This window comes from Kitasatospora sp. NPDC051984 (assembly GCF_044593455.1).
GTDB lineage: Bacteria > Actinomycetota > Actinomycetes > Streptomycetales > Streptomycetaceae > Kitasatospora.
On sequence record NZ_JBIUCB010000010.1, the window covers coordinates 178,623 to 194,813 of the forward strand.

Annotated in this window: 16 protein-coding genes; 5 read left to right on the forward strand and 11 right to left on the reverse strand. The window is 72.9% G+C overall.

The features are described from left to right. Position 1 precedes the first annotated feature (1 nt). The gene (locus ACIHEI_RS21410; protein ID WP_387860776.1) at positions 2 to 907 is read right to left on the reverse strand and encodes a hypothetical protein; all 906 of its coding nucleotides are present in this window, start codon (positions 905 to 907) and stop codon (positions 2 to 4) included. Positions 908 to 1,093: 186 nt separating this feature from the next. Between ACIHEI_RS21410 and ACIHEI_RS21415 the strand changes: the two genes are divergently transcribed. Both ACIHEI_RS21415 and ACIHEI_RS21420 read left to right on the forward strand, forming a co-directional pair. After that, positions 1,094 to 1,300: a DUF4287 domain-containing protein gene (locus ACIHEI_RS21415; RefSeq protein WP_387639115.1), complete on the forward strand. Its 207-nt coding sequence runs from the start codon at positions 1,094 to 1,096 to the stop codon at positions 1,298 to 1,300. A 51-nt stretch (positions 1,301 to 1,351) separates the two neighbouring features. Continuing rightward, entirely contained in the window at positions 1,352 to 2,149 is a 798-nt protein-coding gene (locus ACIHEI_RS21420; RefSeq protein ID WP_396607712.1) for an alpha/beta fold hydrolase, read from the forward strand. A gap of 34 nt (positions 2,150 to 2,183) precedes the next feature. On the opposite strand, the gene ACIHEI_RS21425 is transcribed toward ACIHEI_RS21420, so the two are convergent. Then, entirely contained in the window at positions 2,184 to 2,684 is a 501-nt protein-coding gene (locus tag ACIHEI_RS21425) for a MarR family winged helix-turn-helix transcriptional regulator (protein WP_387639121.1), read from the reverse strand. Next, the gene (locus ACIHEI_RS21430) at positions 2,681 to 3,106 is read right to left on the reverse strand and encodes an SRPBCC family protein (RefSeq protein ID WP_387639124.1); all 426 of its coding nucleotides are present in this window, start codon (positions 3,104 to 3,106) and stop codon (positions 2,681 to 2,683) included. Before ACIHEI_RS21430 ends, ACIHEI_RS21425 begins: the two co-directional genes overlap by 4 nt. A gap of 231 nt (positions 3,107 to 3,337) precedes the next feature. Between ACIHEI_RS21430 and serS the strand changes: the two genes are divergently transcribed. Then, on the forward strand, positions 3,338 to 4,633 hold the full coding sequence (serS, locus tag ACIHEI_RS21435; RefSeq protein WP_396607713.1) for a serine--tRNA ligase: 1,296 nt from the start codon (positions 3,338 to 3,340) through the stop codon (positions 4,631 to 4,633). 119 nt (positions 4,634 to 4,752) lie between these two features. Here serS and ACIHEI_RS21440 read toward each other — a convergent pair whose 3' ends face one another. From ACIHEI_RS21440 to ACIHEI_RS21450, 3 genes are read right to left on the reverse strand one after another with little or no spacing between them, the layout of a single operon-like run. Beyond that, positions 4,753 to 5,850, reverse strand: a complete 1,098-nt coding sequence (locus ACIHEI_RS21440; protein ID WP_396607714.1) for a sensor histidine kinase — start codon at positions 5,848 to 5,850, stop codon at positions 4,753 to 4,755. Next, positions 5,847 to 6,506 (reverse strand): response regulator, encoded by a 660-nt coding sequence (locus ACIHEI_RS21445; protein ID WP_387639131.1) that lies wholly within the window; start codon positions 6,504 to 6,506, stop codon positions 5,847 to 5,849. The genes ACIHEI_RS21440 and ACIHEI_RS21445 overlap by 4 nt, the downstream gene beginning before the upstream one ends. Before the next feature lie 56 nt (positions 6,507 to 6,562). Beyond that, on the reverse strand, positions 6,563 to 6,967 hold the full coding sequence (locus tag ACIHEI_RS21450; protein ID WP_396607715.1) for a hypothetical protein: 405 nt from the start codon (positions 6,965 to 6,967) through the stop codon (positions 6,563 to 6,565). Between ACIHEI_RS21450 and ACIHEI_RS21455 the strand changes: the two genes are divergently transcribed. Beyond that, positions 6,966 to 7,904 carry a diacylglycerol/lipid kinase family protein gene (locus ACIHEI_RS21455; protein ID WP_396607716.1) on the forward strand — a complete coding sequence of 313 codons (939 nt, stop codon included), beginning with the start codon at positions 6,966 to 6,968 and terminating at the stop codon, positions 7,902 to 7,904. The genes ACIHEI_RS21450 and ACIHEI_RS21455 overlap by 2 nt on opposite strands. Positions 7,905 to 7,942: 38 nt before the next feature. Continuing rightward, entirely contained in the window at positions 7,943 to 8,488 is a 546-nt protein-coding gene (locus ACIHEI_RS21460; RefSeq protein ID WP_392949459.1) for a phosphatase PAP2 family protein, read from the forward strand. Here ACIHEI_RS21460 and ACIHEI_RS21465 read toward each other — a convergent pair. The 5 genes from ACIHEI_RS21465 to kdpA all read right to left on the reverse strand — a co-directional run bounded on the left by ACIHEI_RS21465 (position 8,476) and on the right by kdpA (position 16,191). Continuing rightward, positions 8,476 to 9,150, reverse strand: a complete 675-nt coding sequence (locus ACIHEI_RS21465) for a response regulator (protein ID WP_387860766.1) — start codon at positions 9,148 to 9,150, stop codon at positions 8,476 to 8,478. The two genes, ACIHEI_RS21460 and ACIHEI_RS21465, sit on opposite strands and share 13 nt — an antisense overlap. Then, positions 9,147 to 11,660 (reverse strand): ATP-binding protein, encoded by a 2,514-nt coding sequence (locus tag ACIHEI_RS21470; RefSeq protein WP_392949324.1) that lies wholly within the window; start codon positions 11,658 to 11,660, stop codon positions 9,147 to 9,149. The genes ACIHEI_RS21465 and ACIHEI_RS21470 overlap by 4 nt, the downstream gene beginning before the upstream one ends. Before the next feature lie 137 nt (positions 11,661 to 11,797). After that, a complete protein-coding gene (gene kdpC, locus ACIHEI_RS21475; protein ID WP_396607717.1) occupies positions 11,798 to 12,415 on the reverse strand; it encodes a K(+)-transporting ATPase subunit C in 618 nt (205 codons plus the stop codon). An 18-nt stretch (positions 12,416 to 12,433) separates the two neighbouring features. Further along, positions 12,434 to 14,530 (reverse strand): potassium-transporting ATPase subunit KdpB, encoded by a 2,097-nt coding sequence (kdpB, locus tag ACIHEI_RS21480; protein WP_392949320.1) that lies wholly within the window; start codon positions 14,528 to 14,530, stop codon positions 12,434 to 12,436. Next, entirely contained in the window at positions 14,530 to 16,191 is a 1,662-nt protein-coding gene (gene kdpA / locus ACIHEI_RS21485) for a potassium-transporting ATPase subunit KdpA (protein ID WP_396607718.1), read from the reverse strand. The genes kdpB and kdpA overlap by 1 nt, the downstream gene beginning before the upstream one ends.

Consider the following 16,191-nt stretch of genomic DNA (forward strand, 5'->3'; position numbering starts at 1 on the left):
TTCAGGAGGAGTACGCGCGCAGGGTGAGCAGGGCGGCGAGGGTGACACCCGGGCGGGCCTCGTGCTCGGTGGACTCGGACCAGCGGGCCCAGTTGATCGGCCAGCCGCCGTCCGGGAGTTGGGCGGACACCAGATGCACGAGTCCGCGCTCCAGCTCGGCGTCGGAGAACCAGGCGCGGGCCAGACTGTCCGGGCGGGGCGCGAAGTCGTGCGGCAGGTGGTACTCACGGGGCGCGTACCCGGGGGCGATCCGGACCTCCTCCGGGTGCGCCGGGTCCAGCAGCACCAGCTGCTGCTTGCGCACCAACTCGCCGAGGCGGGCGGCCTGTTCGGTCGCCCAGGCACGGTCCGGCGAGGTGTCCAGGATGCCGACGGCGGTGAACACCTCGTACGGGTGGGTGTGCTCGATCGCCTCGACGGCGCGGCGGCAGAACGCCTCGGCGGCCGTCAGCCACGGGTGCTGGACGCCGTGGCGCAGCAGCGGGGCGGCGATCTGGCCGGTGGAGAGCAGTTCGGCAGGCGGGTCGTCGGCGATCGGCAGGAACGGCGGGTGCGGGTAGCGGCGCAGGGTGGGCAGCACGGCGGGCACGCCGCCGTCCGGGGTGGTCAAAGTGACGGCCCAGTCGCAGAGTTCGCGGCCGCGCGGGCCGGTCAGCGCGCCGGCCTCGCCGAGGATGCGGGCGGCGGCACCGGCGGCCAGCGGTTGGGCGGCCGGGCCGCGGACGTCGGGTTCCAGGCCGTACGCCCAGCCGCCGTCCGGGGTGCGGTAGGCGTCCAGGGCGGCGAGGACGCCCGCTTGGTCCGGGGCGTCGAACAGGTGGGTGAAGCGCCGCTGTTCCAGGACCCGGCCCGCGGTCCACAGGTAGTCGGCGGCGCGCTCGATCGTGCTGTCGTCGATCCATGCCATGACCCGACCGTAGGCGGCCGGAGGGGGACGCGTTCGGTGTTCGCGGGACGCCACGAGAAAGTCGCGAAAAAAGATTCACGGGGAGCGATGAGTTCCGCCCGGGCCGCCCGTCCGTACCTGTGACGGCAACGACAGCAGACGACAGCGGCGGCCCCAGCGGCAGCGCGGAACGCGGAGGAACCCGGGATGAGCGTCAAGGGACCGGCCAGCTACTTCCCCTCCATCGAGCAGAAGTACGGGCGTCCGATCGCCGACTGGCAGGAGCTGATCAGCAGCTCGCCGCTGACCAAGCACATGGAGCTGGTCACCTGGCTGAAGACCGAGCACGGCATCGGACACGGCCACGCCAACGCGCTGGTCGCCCACACGCTGGCCACCGCCGGCCGGCCCTGACCTCCCCCGGACCCCCACCACCCCCACCCCCCCACCCCGCAGGAGTTGAAGATGACCGAGTACGTGACCTCCGCCGACGGCACCCGGATCGCCTACCAAGCCGCGGGCGAGGGCCCCGTCGTGGTGATCGTGGACGGTGCGATGTGCCACCGCGGATTCGGCCCGTCCGCCGGGATCGCCGGACAACTCGCCGACGGTCACCGGGTGTTCAGCTACGACCGCCGCGGGCGCGGGGAGAGCGGCGCGGGCGGCGCGGGCGTTGTCGAGCGGGAGATCGAGGACCTGGCGGCGGTCGTCGCAGCGGCGGGCGGCAGCGCGACCGTGCTCGGACTGTCCTCCGGCGGTGCGCTGGCGCTTCGGGCGGCCGGCGCGGGCATCGGCGTCGAGCGGGTCGCCGTGTACGAGCCGCCGTTCAGCACCAGCGACGAGCAGCGGGCCCGGTTCGCGGACTACCGGGCGGGCGTGACACAGGACGTCGCCGCCGGTGACCGCGGCGCGGCGATCGCCCGCTTCATGACCTTCGTCGGCACCCCCGAGCCGATGCTCGACGGGCTGCGCAACTCGCCCGTCTGGCCGCTGTTCGAGTCGGTCGCGCCGACACTGGTCAATGACGCCGAGGTGCTGGACGGCGCGGTGGGCGCCGCCGTACCCACCGAGATGCTGGCCGCGCTGACCGTGCCGGTGCTGGTCCTGGACGGCGGCCTCAGCCCCGACCTGCTGCGGGACGCGGCCCGGGCGACCGCCACCGCGGCCGCCGGGTCCGCGTACCGCACCCTGGAGGGTCAGACCCACGAGGTGGCGCCGGAGGTGCTGGCGCCGGTGCTCGCGGAGTTCGTCGCCAAGGGCTGACCGTGCGGGCTCCGGTCGGGCCGCCCCGGCTGCCTCAGGGCGCGTCGACCAGGTGGCGGAGCAGCCGGCTGAGGGCGACTCCGTCCATGGCCGGGCGGCCCGGTCCGGGGAAGGCGGCGGGGGCGAAGAACGAACGGTCGGCGGCCTCGACGTCGGGGATCGCGGCGCGGGCCAGGCCGACGCCCTGCGAGGTGATGCGCAGGCGCAGGGACCGGGTGTCGTCCGGGTCGGTGGTGCGGGTCAGCAGGCCCTTGGCCTCCAGCTTCCGCACCACCTGCGAGGTGGTGCGGACGTCGGTACCGGCCTGCTGGGAGAGCTCCTGCTGGTTGGGGGTCTTGCCCTGCTCGTTGAGCCACCAGGCGCAGGAGAGCAGGACGAACTGGGGGTGCGTCAGGTCGTAGGGGGCGAGCGCGGCGGCGACTTCGCGCTGCCAGCGCATGGTGGCGTGCCACAGCCAGAAGCCCGGGCTGTGCACCGGGCCGTCGGCCAGCAGGTCCTGCTCGACGATCGCTGCGTCTTCGGGGTGAATCTTCATCGGGCCACTCGCTCCGCCTGGGCCAGCAGGCCGGCCATCGCCTCGGGGAAGTCCTCGGTAATCATCGGGCCGAGCTCGGGGCCGAGCCCGTCGGCGTCGGGGCCGGTGATCTCGAGGCGGTGCAGGACGCGGGTGCCGCCGTCGGGCAGGGCGGTGAGGGTGTGCGAGAAGCTCAGCGTGGTCCCGCCGAACTCGGTCTCGTCGGCGTAGACGTGGTTCTCCTCGATCCGGGTGATCACCGAGACGATCGGCTCCTGGCCGGTCGGCGTCATGGCGACCTTGCTGCCGACGGCGAACGGGCCGTCGAGCGTCACCGACTCCATCGAGGTGTCCCAGTTCGGCCAGGCGTTCAGGTCGCTGAGCACCGCCCAGACGGCGTGCGGCGCGGCGGTGGTGTCGGCGGTGTGCTCGTGCTGCCACATGGTGAGGTCCCCCTGCAGAGTCGGTCGTGTTTCCGAGTTGCTCTACGCAGAGATTATCTCCGCGTAGAGCAACTCGCAAGCGTGACCAAACCTGACCGAACCCGATCACTTCTGATCACCCCCACCGACCCCCCACCCGCCCCCCACCGCCCCCCAAAGCCCGTGCACCCCGATCCGCCCCCCTGCTACGGTCGGGACACTTCACCTGGCTGTCCCGAGGAGCAGACTCCGATGCATGATGCCCGCGCCCTGATCGACCTGGGGGACGAAGCCGTCCGGCGGCTCGCACGTCGCGGCTACCGGCTCGACCTGTCCGCGCTGGAGGCCCTGCAGTCCCGGCGCAACGCGGGCATTCAGGCCGGTGACGAGCTGCGGGCCAGGTCGAAGCAGGTCGCGCAGGAGGTGCAGCGGACGGCGAAGCAGGGCGGGGACGTCTCGGAGCTGAAGGAGAGCGCCCGCGCGCTGAAGGAGCAGATCCAGCAGAACGAGGCCGAACTGGAGACGGTTCAGCAGGAGTTGACCGATCTGCTGCTGACCGTCCCGAACCTGCCGGCCGACGAGGCGCCGGACGGGTTCTCGGACGAGGACGCCCTCGAGGTGCGCCGGGTCGGGGAGCCGCAGGCGTTCGGCTTCGCGCCCAAGGACCACGTCGACCTGGGCGAGACCATGGGCATCATGGACTTCGGCCGGGCCACCAAGCTGTCGGGTTCGCGGTTCAGCGTGCTGCGCGGCACCGGTGCGGCGCTGGAGCGGGCGATCGTCGCGCTGCTGCTGGACCTGCACACCCGCCGGCACGGCTACGTGGAGCACGCGGTGCCGTACCTGGTGAACCGGCGCTCCATGACGGGCACCGGCCAGCTGCCGAAGTTCGAGGAGGACCTGTTCCGGACGGGCGTCGCGGACCGGGACCTGTTCCTGATCCCGACCGCCGAGGTGCCGCTGACCAACCTGTACGCGGACGAGATCGTCGCCCCGGCCGAGCTGCCACTGGCGCTCACCGCGCACACCCCGTGCTTCCGTTCGGAGGCCGGTTCGTACGGCCGCGACACCCGCGGGCTGATCCGGCTGCACCAGTTCTCGAAGGTGGAGATGGTGCGGATCTGCGCCGCCGAGCAGGCGCGGGAGCAGATGCTGCTGATGGTGTCGCACGCCGAGGCGTGCCTGCAGGAGCTGGAACTCGCCTACCGCGTGGTCACGTTGGCGGCCGGCGACACCGGCTTCTCCTCGCAGCTGACGTACGACCTGGAGGTGTGGCTGCCCAGCCAGGACACCTACCGGGAGATCTCGTCGGTGTCGGACTTCGGCACCTTCCAGGGCCGCCGGGCCGGTATCCGTACCCGCGACGAGAACGGCAAGCCGACCCCGGCCGCGACGGTGAACGGTTCGGGTCTGCCGCTGGGCCGCACCATCGCGGCGGTGCTGGAGCAGCACCAGCAGGCCGACGGTTCGGTGCTGCTGCCGAAGGCGCTGCACAAGTACCTCGGCTTCGCCCGGATCGCCGCCGACGGCACCCCCGTCGAGGAGTAGAGCCCGAGAGCCAGGACGGCGCGTGGCCACCCCGACGCAAGGGGCGGCCACGCGCCGTCGGCATGTCCGGGCGCGGGTGCGTCAGTCGGTCGGCGGCGTCAGTCGGTCGGTCGGCGGCGTCAGCCGGTCGGCAGCGTCGCCGCCACCCGCCAGCCGGTCCCGTGCGGGCCGGCGGTCAGTTCGCCGCCGAGGTCGGCGATCCGGGTGCGCAGGGCGGTCAGGCCGGTGCCGCCGCCGGGGCGGGCGTGGGGGTGGGCGGGGCCGGTGTCGGTGACGGTGACGGTGAGGCCGGTGCCGGGGTGGTGGGCGACGGCGACGGTGATCCGGTCGGCAGCGGGCGCGTGGCGGCGGATGTTGGTGAGCGCTTCCAGCGCGACCCGGTAGGCGGCGTCCTCGACGGCGGGCGGCAGCGCGGGCAGATCGGCGGGGTGGTGCAGCGCGGGCCGGTCGGGGAAGTGGTCGAGCAGGGCGGGGAGTTCGGTGAGGGCGTGGCGGCGCGGGGCGGCGTCGTCGGGGGCGCGCAGGGTGTCGAGGGTGTGGTCCATGGAGGCGAGGGCGCGCTGTCCGGCGGCTTCCAGCCGGGTCAGCAGCCGGGCGTTCTCGTCCGGGCCGTAGCCGCTGACCTGGGCGGCCTGCACTTCGAGCAGGATGCCGGTGAGCTCGTGGGCGACGTAGTCGTGCAGGTCGCGGGCGACGGCGAGGCGCTGTTCGTGGCGGGCGTCGCGGACGGCGCGGGCCCGGCGGTCGTCCTGGCCGCGCAGGTAGAGGGCGGCGCCGAGGGCGGTGGCGACGGGGGCGACGGCGATCACCAGGCCGGCCACGGAGGCGTCCAGCGGCACGGGTTGGCGCAGCGCGAAGCGCAGCGGCAGGGCCAGGGCGGCGGCGGTGGTGAGCGCGCCGGCGGCCCAGGCGGGGCGGGCCGGCAGGCGTCGTACGGCGCGTACCACCAGGGCCAGCAGGGCGGCGAACTCGGCGGGCATCCAGAGCAGTTCCAGCCCGTGGTCGCCGAAGTAGCCGGCGTCGACGGCGAGTGAGAGCAGGGCGGCGGCGACGGGTGCGAGGACGGGTGAGCTCGGGCCGAGCGGTCGGTGCAGCGCGGCGAGGGCGAGGACCAGGACGGCGGTGCCGCCGGGGATCCAGCCGGCCGGGGGCCCGAGCACGGCCGGCACGAGCAGCAGCACGGCCGCGACGGCGGTGAGGGCGCGGCGGACGGTCATGCGGGCAGGTCGGTGAGGTAGCCGAGTTCGAAGGCGCGCATGGCGATGCCGACCCGGTTGCGGACGCCGAGTTTGCGCTGGATGTGTGCGACGTGGGTCTTCACGGTGCCGGCCGAGATGAACAGCGCGGCGGCGATGTCGGCGTTGGTGCGTCCGGCGGCGACTTCGCGGGTGATCTCCTGTTCGCGGGTGGTGAGGGGTTCGGCGAGCGGAGCGGCCTCGGGGCGGCGGCCGGTGACGTGCTGGAGCAGGCGGACGGTGACGGACGGGCTGATCAGGCTGTCGCCGGCTGTGGCGGCGCGGACGGCTTCGATCAGCAGGGCCGGTCCGGAGCGTTTGAGCAGGAAGCCGGAGGCGCCGCCGCGCAGCGCCGGGTACACGTACTCGTCGAGGTCGAACGTCGTCACCACGACCACTTTGACCTGTGGGTCGGCGGTGGGCCCGCAGAGTTGGCGGACGACTTCGAGGCCGTCCATCCGGGGCATCCGGACGTCGACGAGGGCGACGTCCGGGCGCAGCGCGCGGGCGGCTTCGACGGTGGCGATGCCGTCGGCGGCCTCGCCGACCACCTGGATGTCCGGTTGGGTTTCGAGGATGCGGCGCAGTCCGCGCCGCACCATCTCCTGGTCGTCGGCGAGCAGTACCCGGATGGTCACCCGGCGGATTCTGCCACAGCCCGATTGTCTTTCCGGGTCCGATGGTTGACGGGGCGTTACCGTCGGTGGATGGGTGAGGTGGTGCGGGCGAAGTGGCTGGCGCGGGCCGCGATCGGGTGCGGGACGGCGGCGGTCGGGGTGCTGGCGGCGGGGGCGGGGCTGCGCGGGGCGCTGGTGGTGGGGGTCGGGGTGGCGGCGTTGGCGCTGATCGCGGTGGGGGTGTGGTGGGCGTTGTCGCGGCGCGGGCCGGCGCGTTGGCTCGGGGCGCTGTTGGCGGTGGCGGCGCCGGTGGGTGCGGTGGCGCTGGTCGTCGGGGCGGAGACGTGGCCGTGGGTGCTGGGCGCGGTGGCGCTGTGGTCGGCGGGCCTGTCACTGGGACGGTCGGCGCTGCGCTCGGCGCGGGGGCCGCGCGAGGTGCGGGAGCGGGAGGCGCCGGGGCCGCGCAGGCCGGTGCTGATCATGAATCCGGAGTCCGGCGGCGGGAAGGTGCGGGAGTTCCGCTTGGCCGACCGGGCCCGGGAGTTGGGGGCCGAGGTGGTGCTGCTCGACCCCTCTGCCGGGCCGGAGCAGGACGTGGCGCTGCTCGCGGAGCGGGCGGTGGCGGACGGCGCGGATCTGCTGGGTGTGGCCGGCGGGGACGGCACGCAGGCGCTGGTGGCACAGGTCGCGGCCCGGCACGGGTTGCCGTTCCTGGTGGTGGCGGCGGGCACCCGCAACCACTTCGCGCTGGATCTGGGCCTGGACCGGGACGATCCGGCGAGCGGCCTGGACGCGTTGACGGACGGTGTGGAGCTGCGGGTGGACCTGGGCGAGGTGGCGGGTCGGGCGTTCGTGAACAACGTGTCGTTCGGCACCTACGCGGAGGTCGTGCGGAATCCGGAGTACCGGGACGCGAAGGCGTCGACGATCCTGGCGATGCTGCCGGACCTGCTGGTGGGGTACGCGGGCACGGAGCTGCGGGCCGAGGTGGGCGGGGAGGTGCTGGAGCGGCCGCAGGCGGTGCTGGTCAGCAACAACCCGTACGACGCGGGGGACCTGCTGGATCCGGGGCGGCGTTCGCGGCTGGATCTGGGCCGGTTGGGGGTGCTGGGGGTGAGGGTGGACGGCGCGGCGCAGGCGGCGGAGCTGGCGTTGCGGGGTACGAATGCGGAGGCGGTGCGGACCCTGGTGGGGCGTGAGGTGCTGGTGACGGCGGAGGCGGCGAGGATTCCGGTGGCGGTGGACGGCGAGGCGTTGGAGCTGGACGTCCCGGTGCGGTGCGTGATCCGGCCGGGGGCGCTGCGGGTGCGGGTGCCGCGGCGCCGTCCGGGTGCGGTGCGGCCGGCGCCGCCGCTGTCGTGGGGGCTGCTGTCGCGGCTGGCGGCGGGCCGCGTCGAGGCGAACGAGGGTGCGCGGTGAGGGCGGTGGAGCGGTGGGTGCCGGCCGGGCGCCGGGTGATGGCGGACGTGTCGGCGGTGGACCTGGCGGTGTACGTGGCGATCGCGGCGACGCCGACGCCGACGCTGGACGAGGGCCTGCGGCGGCTGTCGACGGCGGCGAACCACTCGAAGCTGTCGGTGGCGGTGGCGTGCGGCCTGGCGCTGGTGCCGGGGGCGTCGCGCCGGGCGGCGCTGGTGGGGCTGGGGTCGGTGGCGGTGGCGTCGGCGGCGGCGAACGTGGCGGGCAAGTCGCTGGCGCGGCGGGCCCGGCCGGACCGGGTGGCGGGGAAGGTGCCGCAGGCGCGGCAGGTGCCGATGCCGGAGTCGGGGTCGTTCCCGTCCGGGCACACCGCGTCGGCGTTCGCGTTCGCCACCGGAGTGGCCTCCCAACTGCCTTGGGCGGCAGCCCCGTTGGGCCTACTCGCGGCGTCGGTGGGCTACTCGCGGGTGCACACGGGCGTGCACTACCCGGGGGACGTGGTGGCGGGCGCGCTGCTGGGGACGGTCGCGGGCAGTGTGGTGGCGGGCGTGGGCCGGCGGCTGGTGGCCCGTCAGGGGAGGTAGCGGTAGCCGAGGCCGGGTTCGGTGATCAGGTGGCGGGGGCGGTGCGGGTCGCGTTCGAGTTTGCGGCGCAGGGCCGCGAAGTGGACCCGCAGGTAGTTGCTGTGTTCTTCGTGGCCCGGTCCCCAGACGGCGGTGAGGAGTTGTTGGCGGCCGACGAGCCGGCCGGGGGCGGCGAGCAGCACGGAGAGCAGTTTCCATTCGATGGGGGTGAGGCGTACGGGGCCGTCGGGTCCGGTGGCGCGGGCGGCGGCGGGGTCGACGGCGTGGTCGCCGATCCGGGCGAGTGGCGGGGCGGTGGCGGGTGCGGGGCGGCGCAGGACGGCGCGGAGCCGGGCGAAGAGTTCGTCCATGACGAAGGGTTTGGTGAGGTAGTCGTCGGCGCCGCCGTCGAGGGCGTGGATGCGGTCGGCGGGGTCGGTTCGTCCGGAGAGCACGATGACGGGTGCGGAGCTGTGGCGGCGCAGGGCGCGCAGGACGTCCATGCCGTCCTGGTCGGGCAGGCCGAGGTCGAGCAGGACGGCGTCGGGCGGGGTCTGCTCGGCGAGCTCGAGGGCCTGTCGGGCGGTGCCGGCGGTGAGGGCCGCGTACTGGCGGGCGACCAGGTTGAGGCGCAGGGTGCGCAGCAGGCGGGGTTCGTCGTCGACGGCCAGGACGCGGGTCATGAGGCTTCCTGTTCGGTGGTGGCGGCGGGCAGGGTGAGCAGCAGGGTGGCGCCGCCGCCGGGGGTGTCCTCGACGTCGAGGCTGCCGCCCATGGCTTCGGCGAGGCCGCGGGAGAGGGCGAGGCCGAGGCCGAGGCCGGTGGTGTTGTCGGTGTCGCCGAGGCGTTGGAACGGCAGGAAGACGCGGTCGCGGTCCTCGGGCGGGATGCCGGGTCCGCGGTCGACGATGCGGATCTCGACGCGGTCGGCGTGGGCGGAGGCGGTGACCAGGACGGGTGCGCCGGGTGCGTTGTGCCGGAGCGCGTTGGTGATGACGTTGGCGAGGACGCGTTCGAGCAGTGGCGGGTCGGCGAGGACGGGCGGGGCGGTGTCGAGGTCGAGGGGTTGGACGGGCGCGTCGGGGTCGGGCAGTGAGTCGAGGGCGCGGGGCAGGATCTCGTCGAGGTGGGTGGGTTGCAGGTGCAGGGTGAGGGCGCCGGCCTGGAGGCGGCTGAGGTCGAGCAGGTTGTCGACGAGTCGGGTGAGTTCGACAAGGGATTCGTCGGCGAGGGCGAGCAGTTCGTTCCGGTCGTCGGCGGAGAATTCGACGTCGGGGCTGCGCAGGGAGCCGACGGAGGCGAGGGCGGTGGCGAGCGGGGTGCGCAGGTCGTGGCTGACGGCGGCGAGCAGGGCGGTGCGCATCCGGTCGGCGGCGCGGATGGGTTCGACCTCGGCGGCGACGGTGGCGAGGCGGTCGCGTTCGAGGGCGGCGGCGAGGTGGGCGGCGAACGCGGCGAGTACCCGGTGGTCGGTGTCGGACAGTCGGCGTCCGGTGAGGACGAGCAACGCGTCGGCGCCGACGGGCAGTTCGGTGGTTTCGGGGTGCTCGTCGGCGGCCGCCGGGCTGTCGGTGCGGGCGAGGACGTCGCCGGTGGCGGGGTCGAGCAGAGCGGCGGTGTCGAGGCCGAAGGAGGTGCGGGTGCGTTCGAGCAGGGCGGGGACGGCGTCGGCGCCGCGCAGGACGGAGCCGGCCAGGGTGGAGAGGGTTTCGGCTTCGGCGGTGGCGCGGGCGGCGCGGGCGGTCTGCCGGGTGGAGTGGTCGACGACGGTGGACACGCAGAGGGCGACGGCGGCGAAGACGGCGAGGGCGATGAAGTTGTTGGCCTCGCCGATGGTGAAGGTGTGCACGGGTGGGATGAAGTAGTAGTTCAGCAGCAGTGAGGCGACCACCGAGGCGAGCAGGGCGGAGGTCGCTCCGCCGAGCAACGCGACGGCGACGACGCCGAGTTGGAAGATCAGCGCGTCGGTGGTGAGGTTCAGCGCGTGGTGGCCCTGGGAGAGCACGGCGGTCAGCACCCAGGGGACGGCGAGTCCGGCGGCGTATCCGGCGAGGGTGCGGCGGCGGGAGTGCCTGCGGCCGAGCGAGGGGAGCCGGCCGCGGCCGGTGAACGCGTGGGTGACCATGTGGACGTCGATGTCCTCGGACCGGTCGACGGTGGTTTCGCCGATGCCGGGTCCGGTGAGGAAGCGGCTGGTGCGGCCGCGCCGGCTGGTGCCGAGGACGAGTTGGGTGGCGTCGCGGGCGCGGGCGAAGGTCAGCAGTGTCTCGGGGATGTCGTCGCCGACGACCAGGTGGTAGCTGCCGCCGAGGGATTCGACCAGGCTGCGCTGTTCGGCGAGCCGGCCGGGTGAGGCGCCGGCCAGGCCGTCGCTGCGGGTGACGTGCACGGCGAGGAGTTCGCCGCCGGCGGTGCGGTCGCAGATCCGGGCGGCGCGGCGGATCAGGGTGGGGCCTTCGGGTCCGCCGGTGAGGGCGACGACGACGCGTTCGCGGGTCTCCCAGACCCGGTCGATGTTGTGCACGGCCCGGTAGTCGCGCAGTCCTTCGTCGACCCGGCCGGCCAGCCAGAGCAGGGCGAGTTCGCGCAGTGCGGTGAGGTTGCCGACCCGGAAGTAGTTGGCGAGCGCGGCGTCGACCTTCTCGGCCTGGTAGACGTTGCCGTGGGCGAGGCGGCGGCGCAGTGCCTGCGGGGCCATGTCGACGAGTTCGATCTGGTCGGCGCGGCGCACCACTTCGTCGGGGACGGTTTCGCGCTGCGGTACGCCGGTGATCTTCTGCACCACGTCGTTGAGCGATTCGAGGTGCTGGATGTTGACGGTGGTGACGACGTCGATGCCGGCGGCGAGGAGTTCTTCGACGTCCTGCCAGCGCTTGGCGTGCCGTCCGCCGGGGATGTTGGTGTGGGCGAGTTCGTCGACCAGGGCGAGTTCGGGCCGCCGGGCCAGCAGCGCGTCCAGGTCGAGTTCGGCGAATTCGGCGTCGCGGTAGCGCCTTGTGGTGCGCGGGAGTTGTTCCAGTCCGTCGAGCAGCCGGGCGGTGCGGGGCCGGTTGTGGGTCTCCAGGAAGCCGACGACCACGTCGGTGCCGCGCTCCTGGCGGCGGTGCGCCTCGTCGAGCATCCGGTAGGTCTTGCCGACGCCGGGGGCCGCGCCCAGGTAGACCCGTAGCCGGCCCCGCCGGTGGGCGGGCATCCGCGCTCCGAAGGCCTGTCCTGGGTCAACTGGCATGGCTGCTCGTCTCACGGTCGGGTCGGTAGGGGCGGGTACGCGGCCGGCCGACCCGGGCGGGGGAGCGCCCGGGTCGGCCTGCTTCGGTAAGGGACGCATCGTCACTTCAGGTCGGCGACCGCACGGTTGAGCAGCACCACGTTGACGCCGCCCTGGCCGAGGAAGCCGAGCGCACGGCCGTCGGTGAACTCGCCGATCAGCCGGTCGAGTTGCTCGGGGCTGACGCCGCGGGCCCGGGCGACGCGCTGGACCTGTTCCTTGGCGTACGCGACGGAGATCTGCGGGTCGAGTCCGGAGCCGGAGGCGGTCAGCGCGTCCGGGGGGACGCTCGCCGGGTCGACGCCGTCGAACGCGGCGACGGCGGCGCGGCGCTCCTCGACGGCCTTCAGCAGGTCGTCGCTGTTCGGGCCGAGGTTGGACGCGCCGGAGGACTTCGGGTCGTAGTTGCCGGCCGACGGGCGGGGCTGGAACCACTTCGGGTCGGGCTGCGCCTGCTCGTCCGGGTCGTCGGGGTTCTGTTTGGGCAGGTCGAAGCTCTGGCCGAGCAGGCTGGAGCCGATCTCCTTGCCGTCGTTCTTCACCACCGAGCCGTTGGCCTTGGCGGGGAACGCGAGTTGGCTGATGCCGGTGATCAGCAGCGGGTAGGCGATGCCGAGGATCACGGTCATCACCAGCAGCATCCGCAGCGCGGTGAGGTGGGTGCGCAGGAAGGTGGGCATGTCTCGTTCTCCTCTCTGTCAGCTCAGGCCGGGGACGAACTGGACGATCAGGTCGATGGCCTTGATGCCGACGAACGGCACCACCAGGCCCCCTATGCCGTAGACCCCGATGTTCCGGGACAGCAGCGAACTGGCGTCGGACGGACGGTACTTGACGCCGCGCAGGGCGAGCGGAATCAGGCCGATGATGACCAGGGCGTTGAAGATGATCGCCGAGGTGATCGCGGAGGTCGGGCTGTGCAGGCCCATGATGTTCAGGTGCCGCAGGCCGGGGTACACGCCGGCGAACATCGCGGGGATGATCGCGAAGTACTTGGCCACGTCGTTGGCGATCGAGAAGGTCGTCAACGCGCCGCGGGTGATGAGCAGTTGCTTGCCGATCTCGACGATCTCGATCAGCTTGGTCGGGTTGGAGTCCAGGTCCACCATGTTGCCGGCCTCCTTGGCCGCCATGGTGCCGGTGTTCATCGCCACGCCGACGTCGGCCTGGGCGAGCGCCGGGGCGTCGTTGGTGCCGTCGCCGGTCATCGCGACCAGCTTGCCGCCCTCCTGCTCCTTGCGGATCAGGGCCATCTTGTCCTCGGGGGTGGCCTCGGCGAGGAAGTCGTCGACGCCTGCCTCCTGGGCGATCGCCCGGGCGGTCAGCGGGTTGTCGCCGGTGATCATCACGGTCTTGATGCCCATCCGGCGCAGCTCCGCGAAGCGCTCGCGCATGCCCTCCTTGACCACGTCCTTGAGGTGGATCACGCCGAGCACCCGGGGCGGCCGTTCGCCCTCGCGGTCGGCGACCACCAGCGGGGTGCCACCGGCGGCGGAGATCCCGTCGACCAGCTGCGCGACCTCGGGGCCGACCGAACCGCCGTTGCCCGTCACCCAGTTGGCGACCGAGGCGGCCGCGCCCTTGCGGACCTCGCGGCCGTCCCCCTCGGGAAGGTTGACGCCCGACATCCGGGTCTGTGCGGTGAACGGCACCCATTCGGCGTGCGCCAACTCGCCCTGGGCGCGGGCCCGCAGGCCGTACCCGGTCTTGGCGAGCACCACGATCGAGCGGCCCTCGGGGGTCTCGTCGGCCAGCGAGGACAGCTGCGCGGCGTCCGCGAGTTCCTCGACGCTCACGCCCTCGGCGGGCTGGAACTCGGCGGCCTGCCGGTTGCCGAGCGTGATGGTGCCGGTCTTGTCGAGCAGCAGGGTGTTGACGTCGCCGGCGGCCTCCACGGCCCGGCCCGACATCGCCAGCACGTTGCGCTGCACCAGCCGGTCCATGCCGGCGATGCCGATCGCCGAGAGCAGCGCGCCGATGGTGGTCGGGATCAGCGCCACGATCAGCGCGACCAGCACCACGGTGGGCTGCGGGGCGCCCGCGTACGTCGCCATCGGCTGCAGGGTGACCACCGCGATCAGGAACACGATGGTCAGCGAGGCCAGCAGGATGTTCAGCGCGATCTCGTTCGGCGTCTTCTGCCGGGCCGCGCCCTCCACCAGGGCGATCATCCGGTCGATGAAGGTCTTGCCCGGTTCGGAGCTGATCTTCACCACGATCCGGTCGGACAGCACCTTGGTGCCGCCGGTGACGGCCGAGCGGTCGCCGCCGGACTCGCGGATCACCGGCGCGGACTCGCCGGTGATCGCCGACTCGTCGACGCTGGCGATGCCCTCGACCACGTCGCCGTCGCCCGGGATGACCTGCCCGGCCTCGACCACCACGTGGTCGCCGAGCCGCAGCGCGGTGCCCGGCACCTCCTCCTCGGTCTGCTCCGCAGGCCAGTTGACGAGACGTCGGGCCATGGTGTCGGACTTGGCACGGCGCAGCGTGTCGGCCTGTGCCTTGCCGCGGCCCTCGGCGACCGCCTCGGCCAGGTTGGCGAACACCGTGGTCAGCCAGAGCCAGACGGTGATCGCCCAGGCGAACACCGACGGGTCGGCGATCGCGGCGACGGTGGTGACCACCGAGCCGACCTCGACCACGAACATCACCGGGTTCTTCACCATCACCCGGGGGTCGAGCTTCTTCACCGCGTCGGGCAGCGAGGCGAGCAGCAGCTTCGGATCGAGCAGGCCCGCGGAGACTCTGTGCGGCGCCTGTTCGGGGGCCGCCGGTTCAAGGGTGGTGGACATCAGTGGAGACCTTCTGCGATCGGCCCGAGGGCCAGGGCCGGGAAGTAGGTGAGGCCGACGACGATCAGCACCACACCGGAGAGCAGTCCGACGAACAGCGGCTTGTGGGTGGGCAGGGTGCCCGCGCTCGCCGGGACGGGCTGCTGCTTGGCCAGCGAGCCGGCCAGTGCCAGCACGAACACCATCGGCAGGAACCGTCCGAACACCATCGCCAGGCCCAGCGCCGTGTCGTACCAGGTGGTGTTCACGGTGATGCCGGCGAACGCCGAGCCGTTGTTGTTCGCGGCCGAGGTGAACGCGTACAGCACCTCGGAGAAGCCGTGCGCCCCGGAGTTGAGCATCCCGGCGCGCTCGCCGGGCAGGGCGATCGCGGTGCCGGCGCCGATCAGCACGATCGCCGGGGTGGTGAGGATGTACAGCGAGGCGAACTTCATCTCCCGGCCGCCGAGCTTCTTGCCCAGGTACTCGGGGGTGCGGCCGACCATCAGACCGGCCACGAACACCGCGACGATCGCCAGGATCAGCATGCCGTACAGGCCGGAGCCGGTACCGCCGGGCGCGATCTCGCCGAGCATCATGTTGAAGATCGTCAGACCGCCGCCGAACGGCGAGTACGAGTCGTGGAAGGAGTTCACCGCACCCGTCGAGGTGAGCGTGGTGGACGCCGCGAACAGGCCGGAGGCGGCGATGCCGAACCGCTGTTCCTTGCCCTCCATCGCGGCGCCGGCCGCCTGCAGGGCGCTGCCGGCGTGCTGGTGCTCGAAGAAGGTCATCAGCGACGCCGAGGCCACCCAGAACAGGCCCATCACCGCGACGATCGCGTAGCCCTGCCGGTGGTCGCCGACCATCCGGCCGAAGGTGCGCGGCAGCGAGAACGCGATCACCAGCAGCAGGAAGATCTCCACCAGGTTGGTGAAGCCGGTCGGGTTCTCGAACGGGTGCGCCGAGTTGGCGTTGTAGAAGCCACCGCCGTTGGTGCCGAGCAGCTTGATGACCTCCTGCGAGGCCACCGGCCCGCCCGGGACCGCCTGCTGACTGCCCGTCAGCGTGCCGACCTCGTGGAAACCGTGGAAGTTCTGCACCACGCCGTTCGCGGCCAGCACCAGCGCGAACACGATCGCGATCGGCAGCAGCAGGCGCAGCGAGATCCGGGTCAGGTCCACCCAGAAGTTGCCGACCCGGTCGGTGCGGTTGCGGGTGAAACCGCGGATCAGCGCCGCGACCACGGCGATGCCGACGGCCGCGGAGACGAAGTTCTGCACCGCCAGGCCCGTCATCTGCACCAGGTGGCCCATCGCGGACTCGCCGCTGTACGACTGCCAGTTGGTGTTGGTGGTGAACGAGATCGCGGTGTTCCAGGCCTGGTGCGCCTCCATCTCGGGCACACCCAGGCTCAGCAGCAGGTGCGTCTGCAGCCGGATCAGCCCGTACAGGAACAGCACCGACAGCGTCGAGAACGCCAGCACCGACCGCAAGTACACCGGCCAGCGCTGGTCGGCGTCGCCATCGACGCCGACCAGTCGGTACAGGGCCTTCTCGGCTCTGAGATGTTTCGCGGACGTCAGCAGCCGCGCGATGTAGTCGCCCAGCGGCCGGTAGCAGAGAGCCAGCGCACCGACCAGGGCGATCGCCTGGAGCCAGCCGGCAAGAGTGGCACTCAT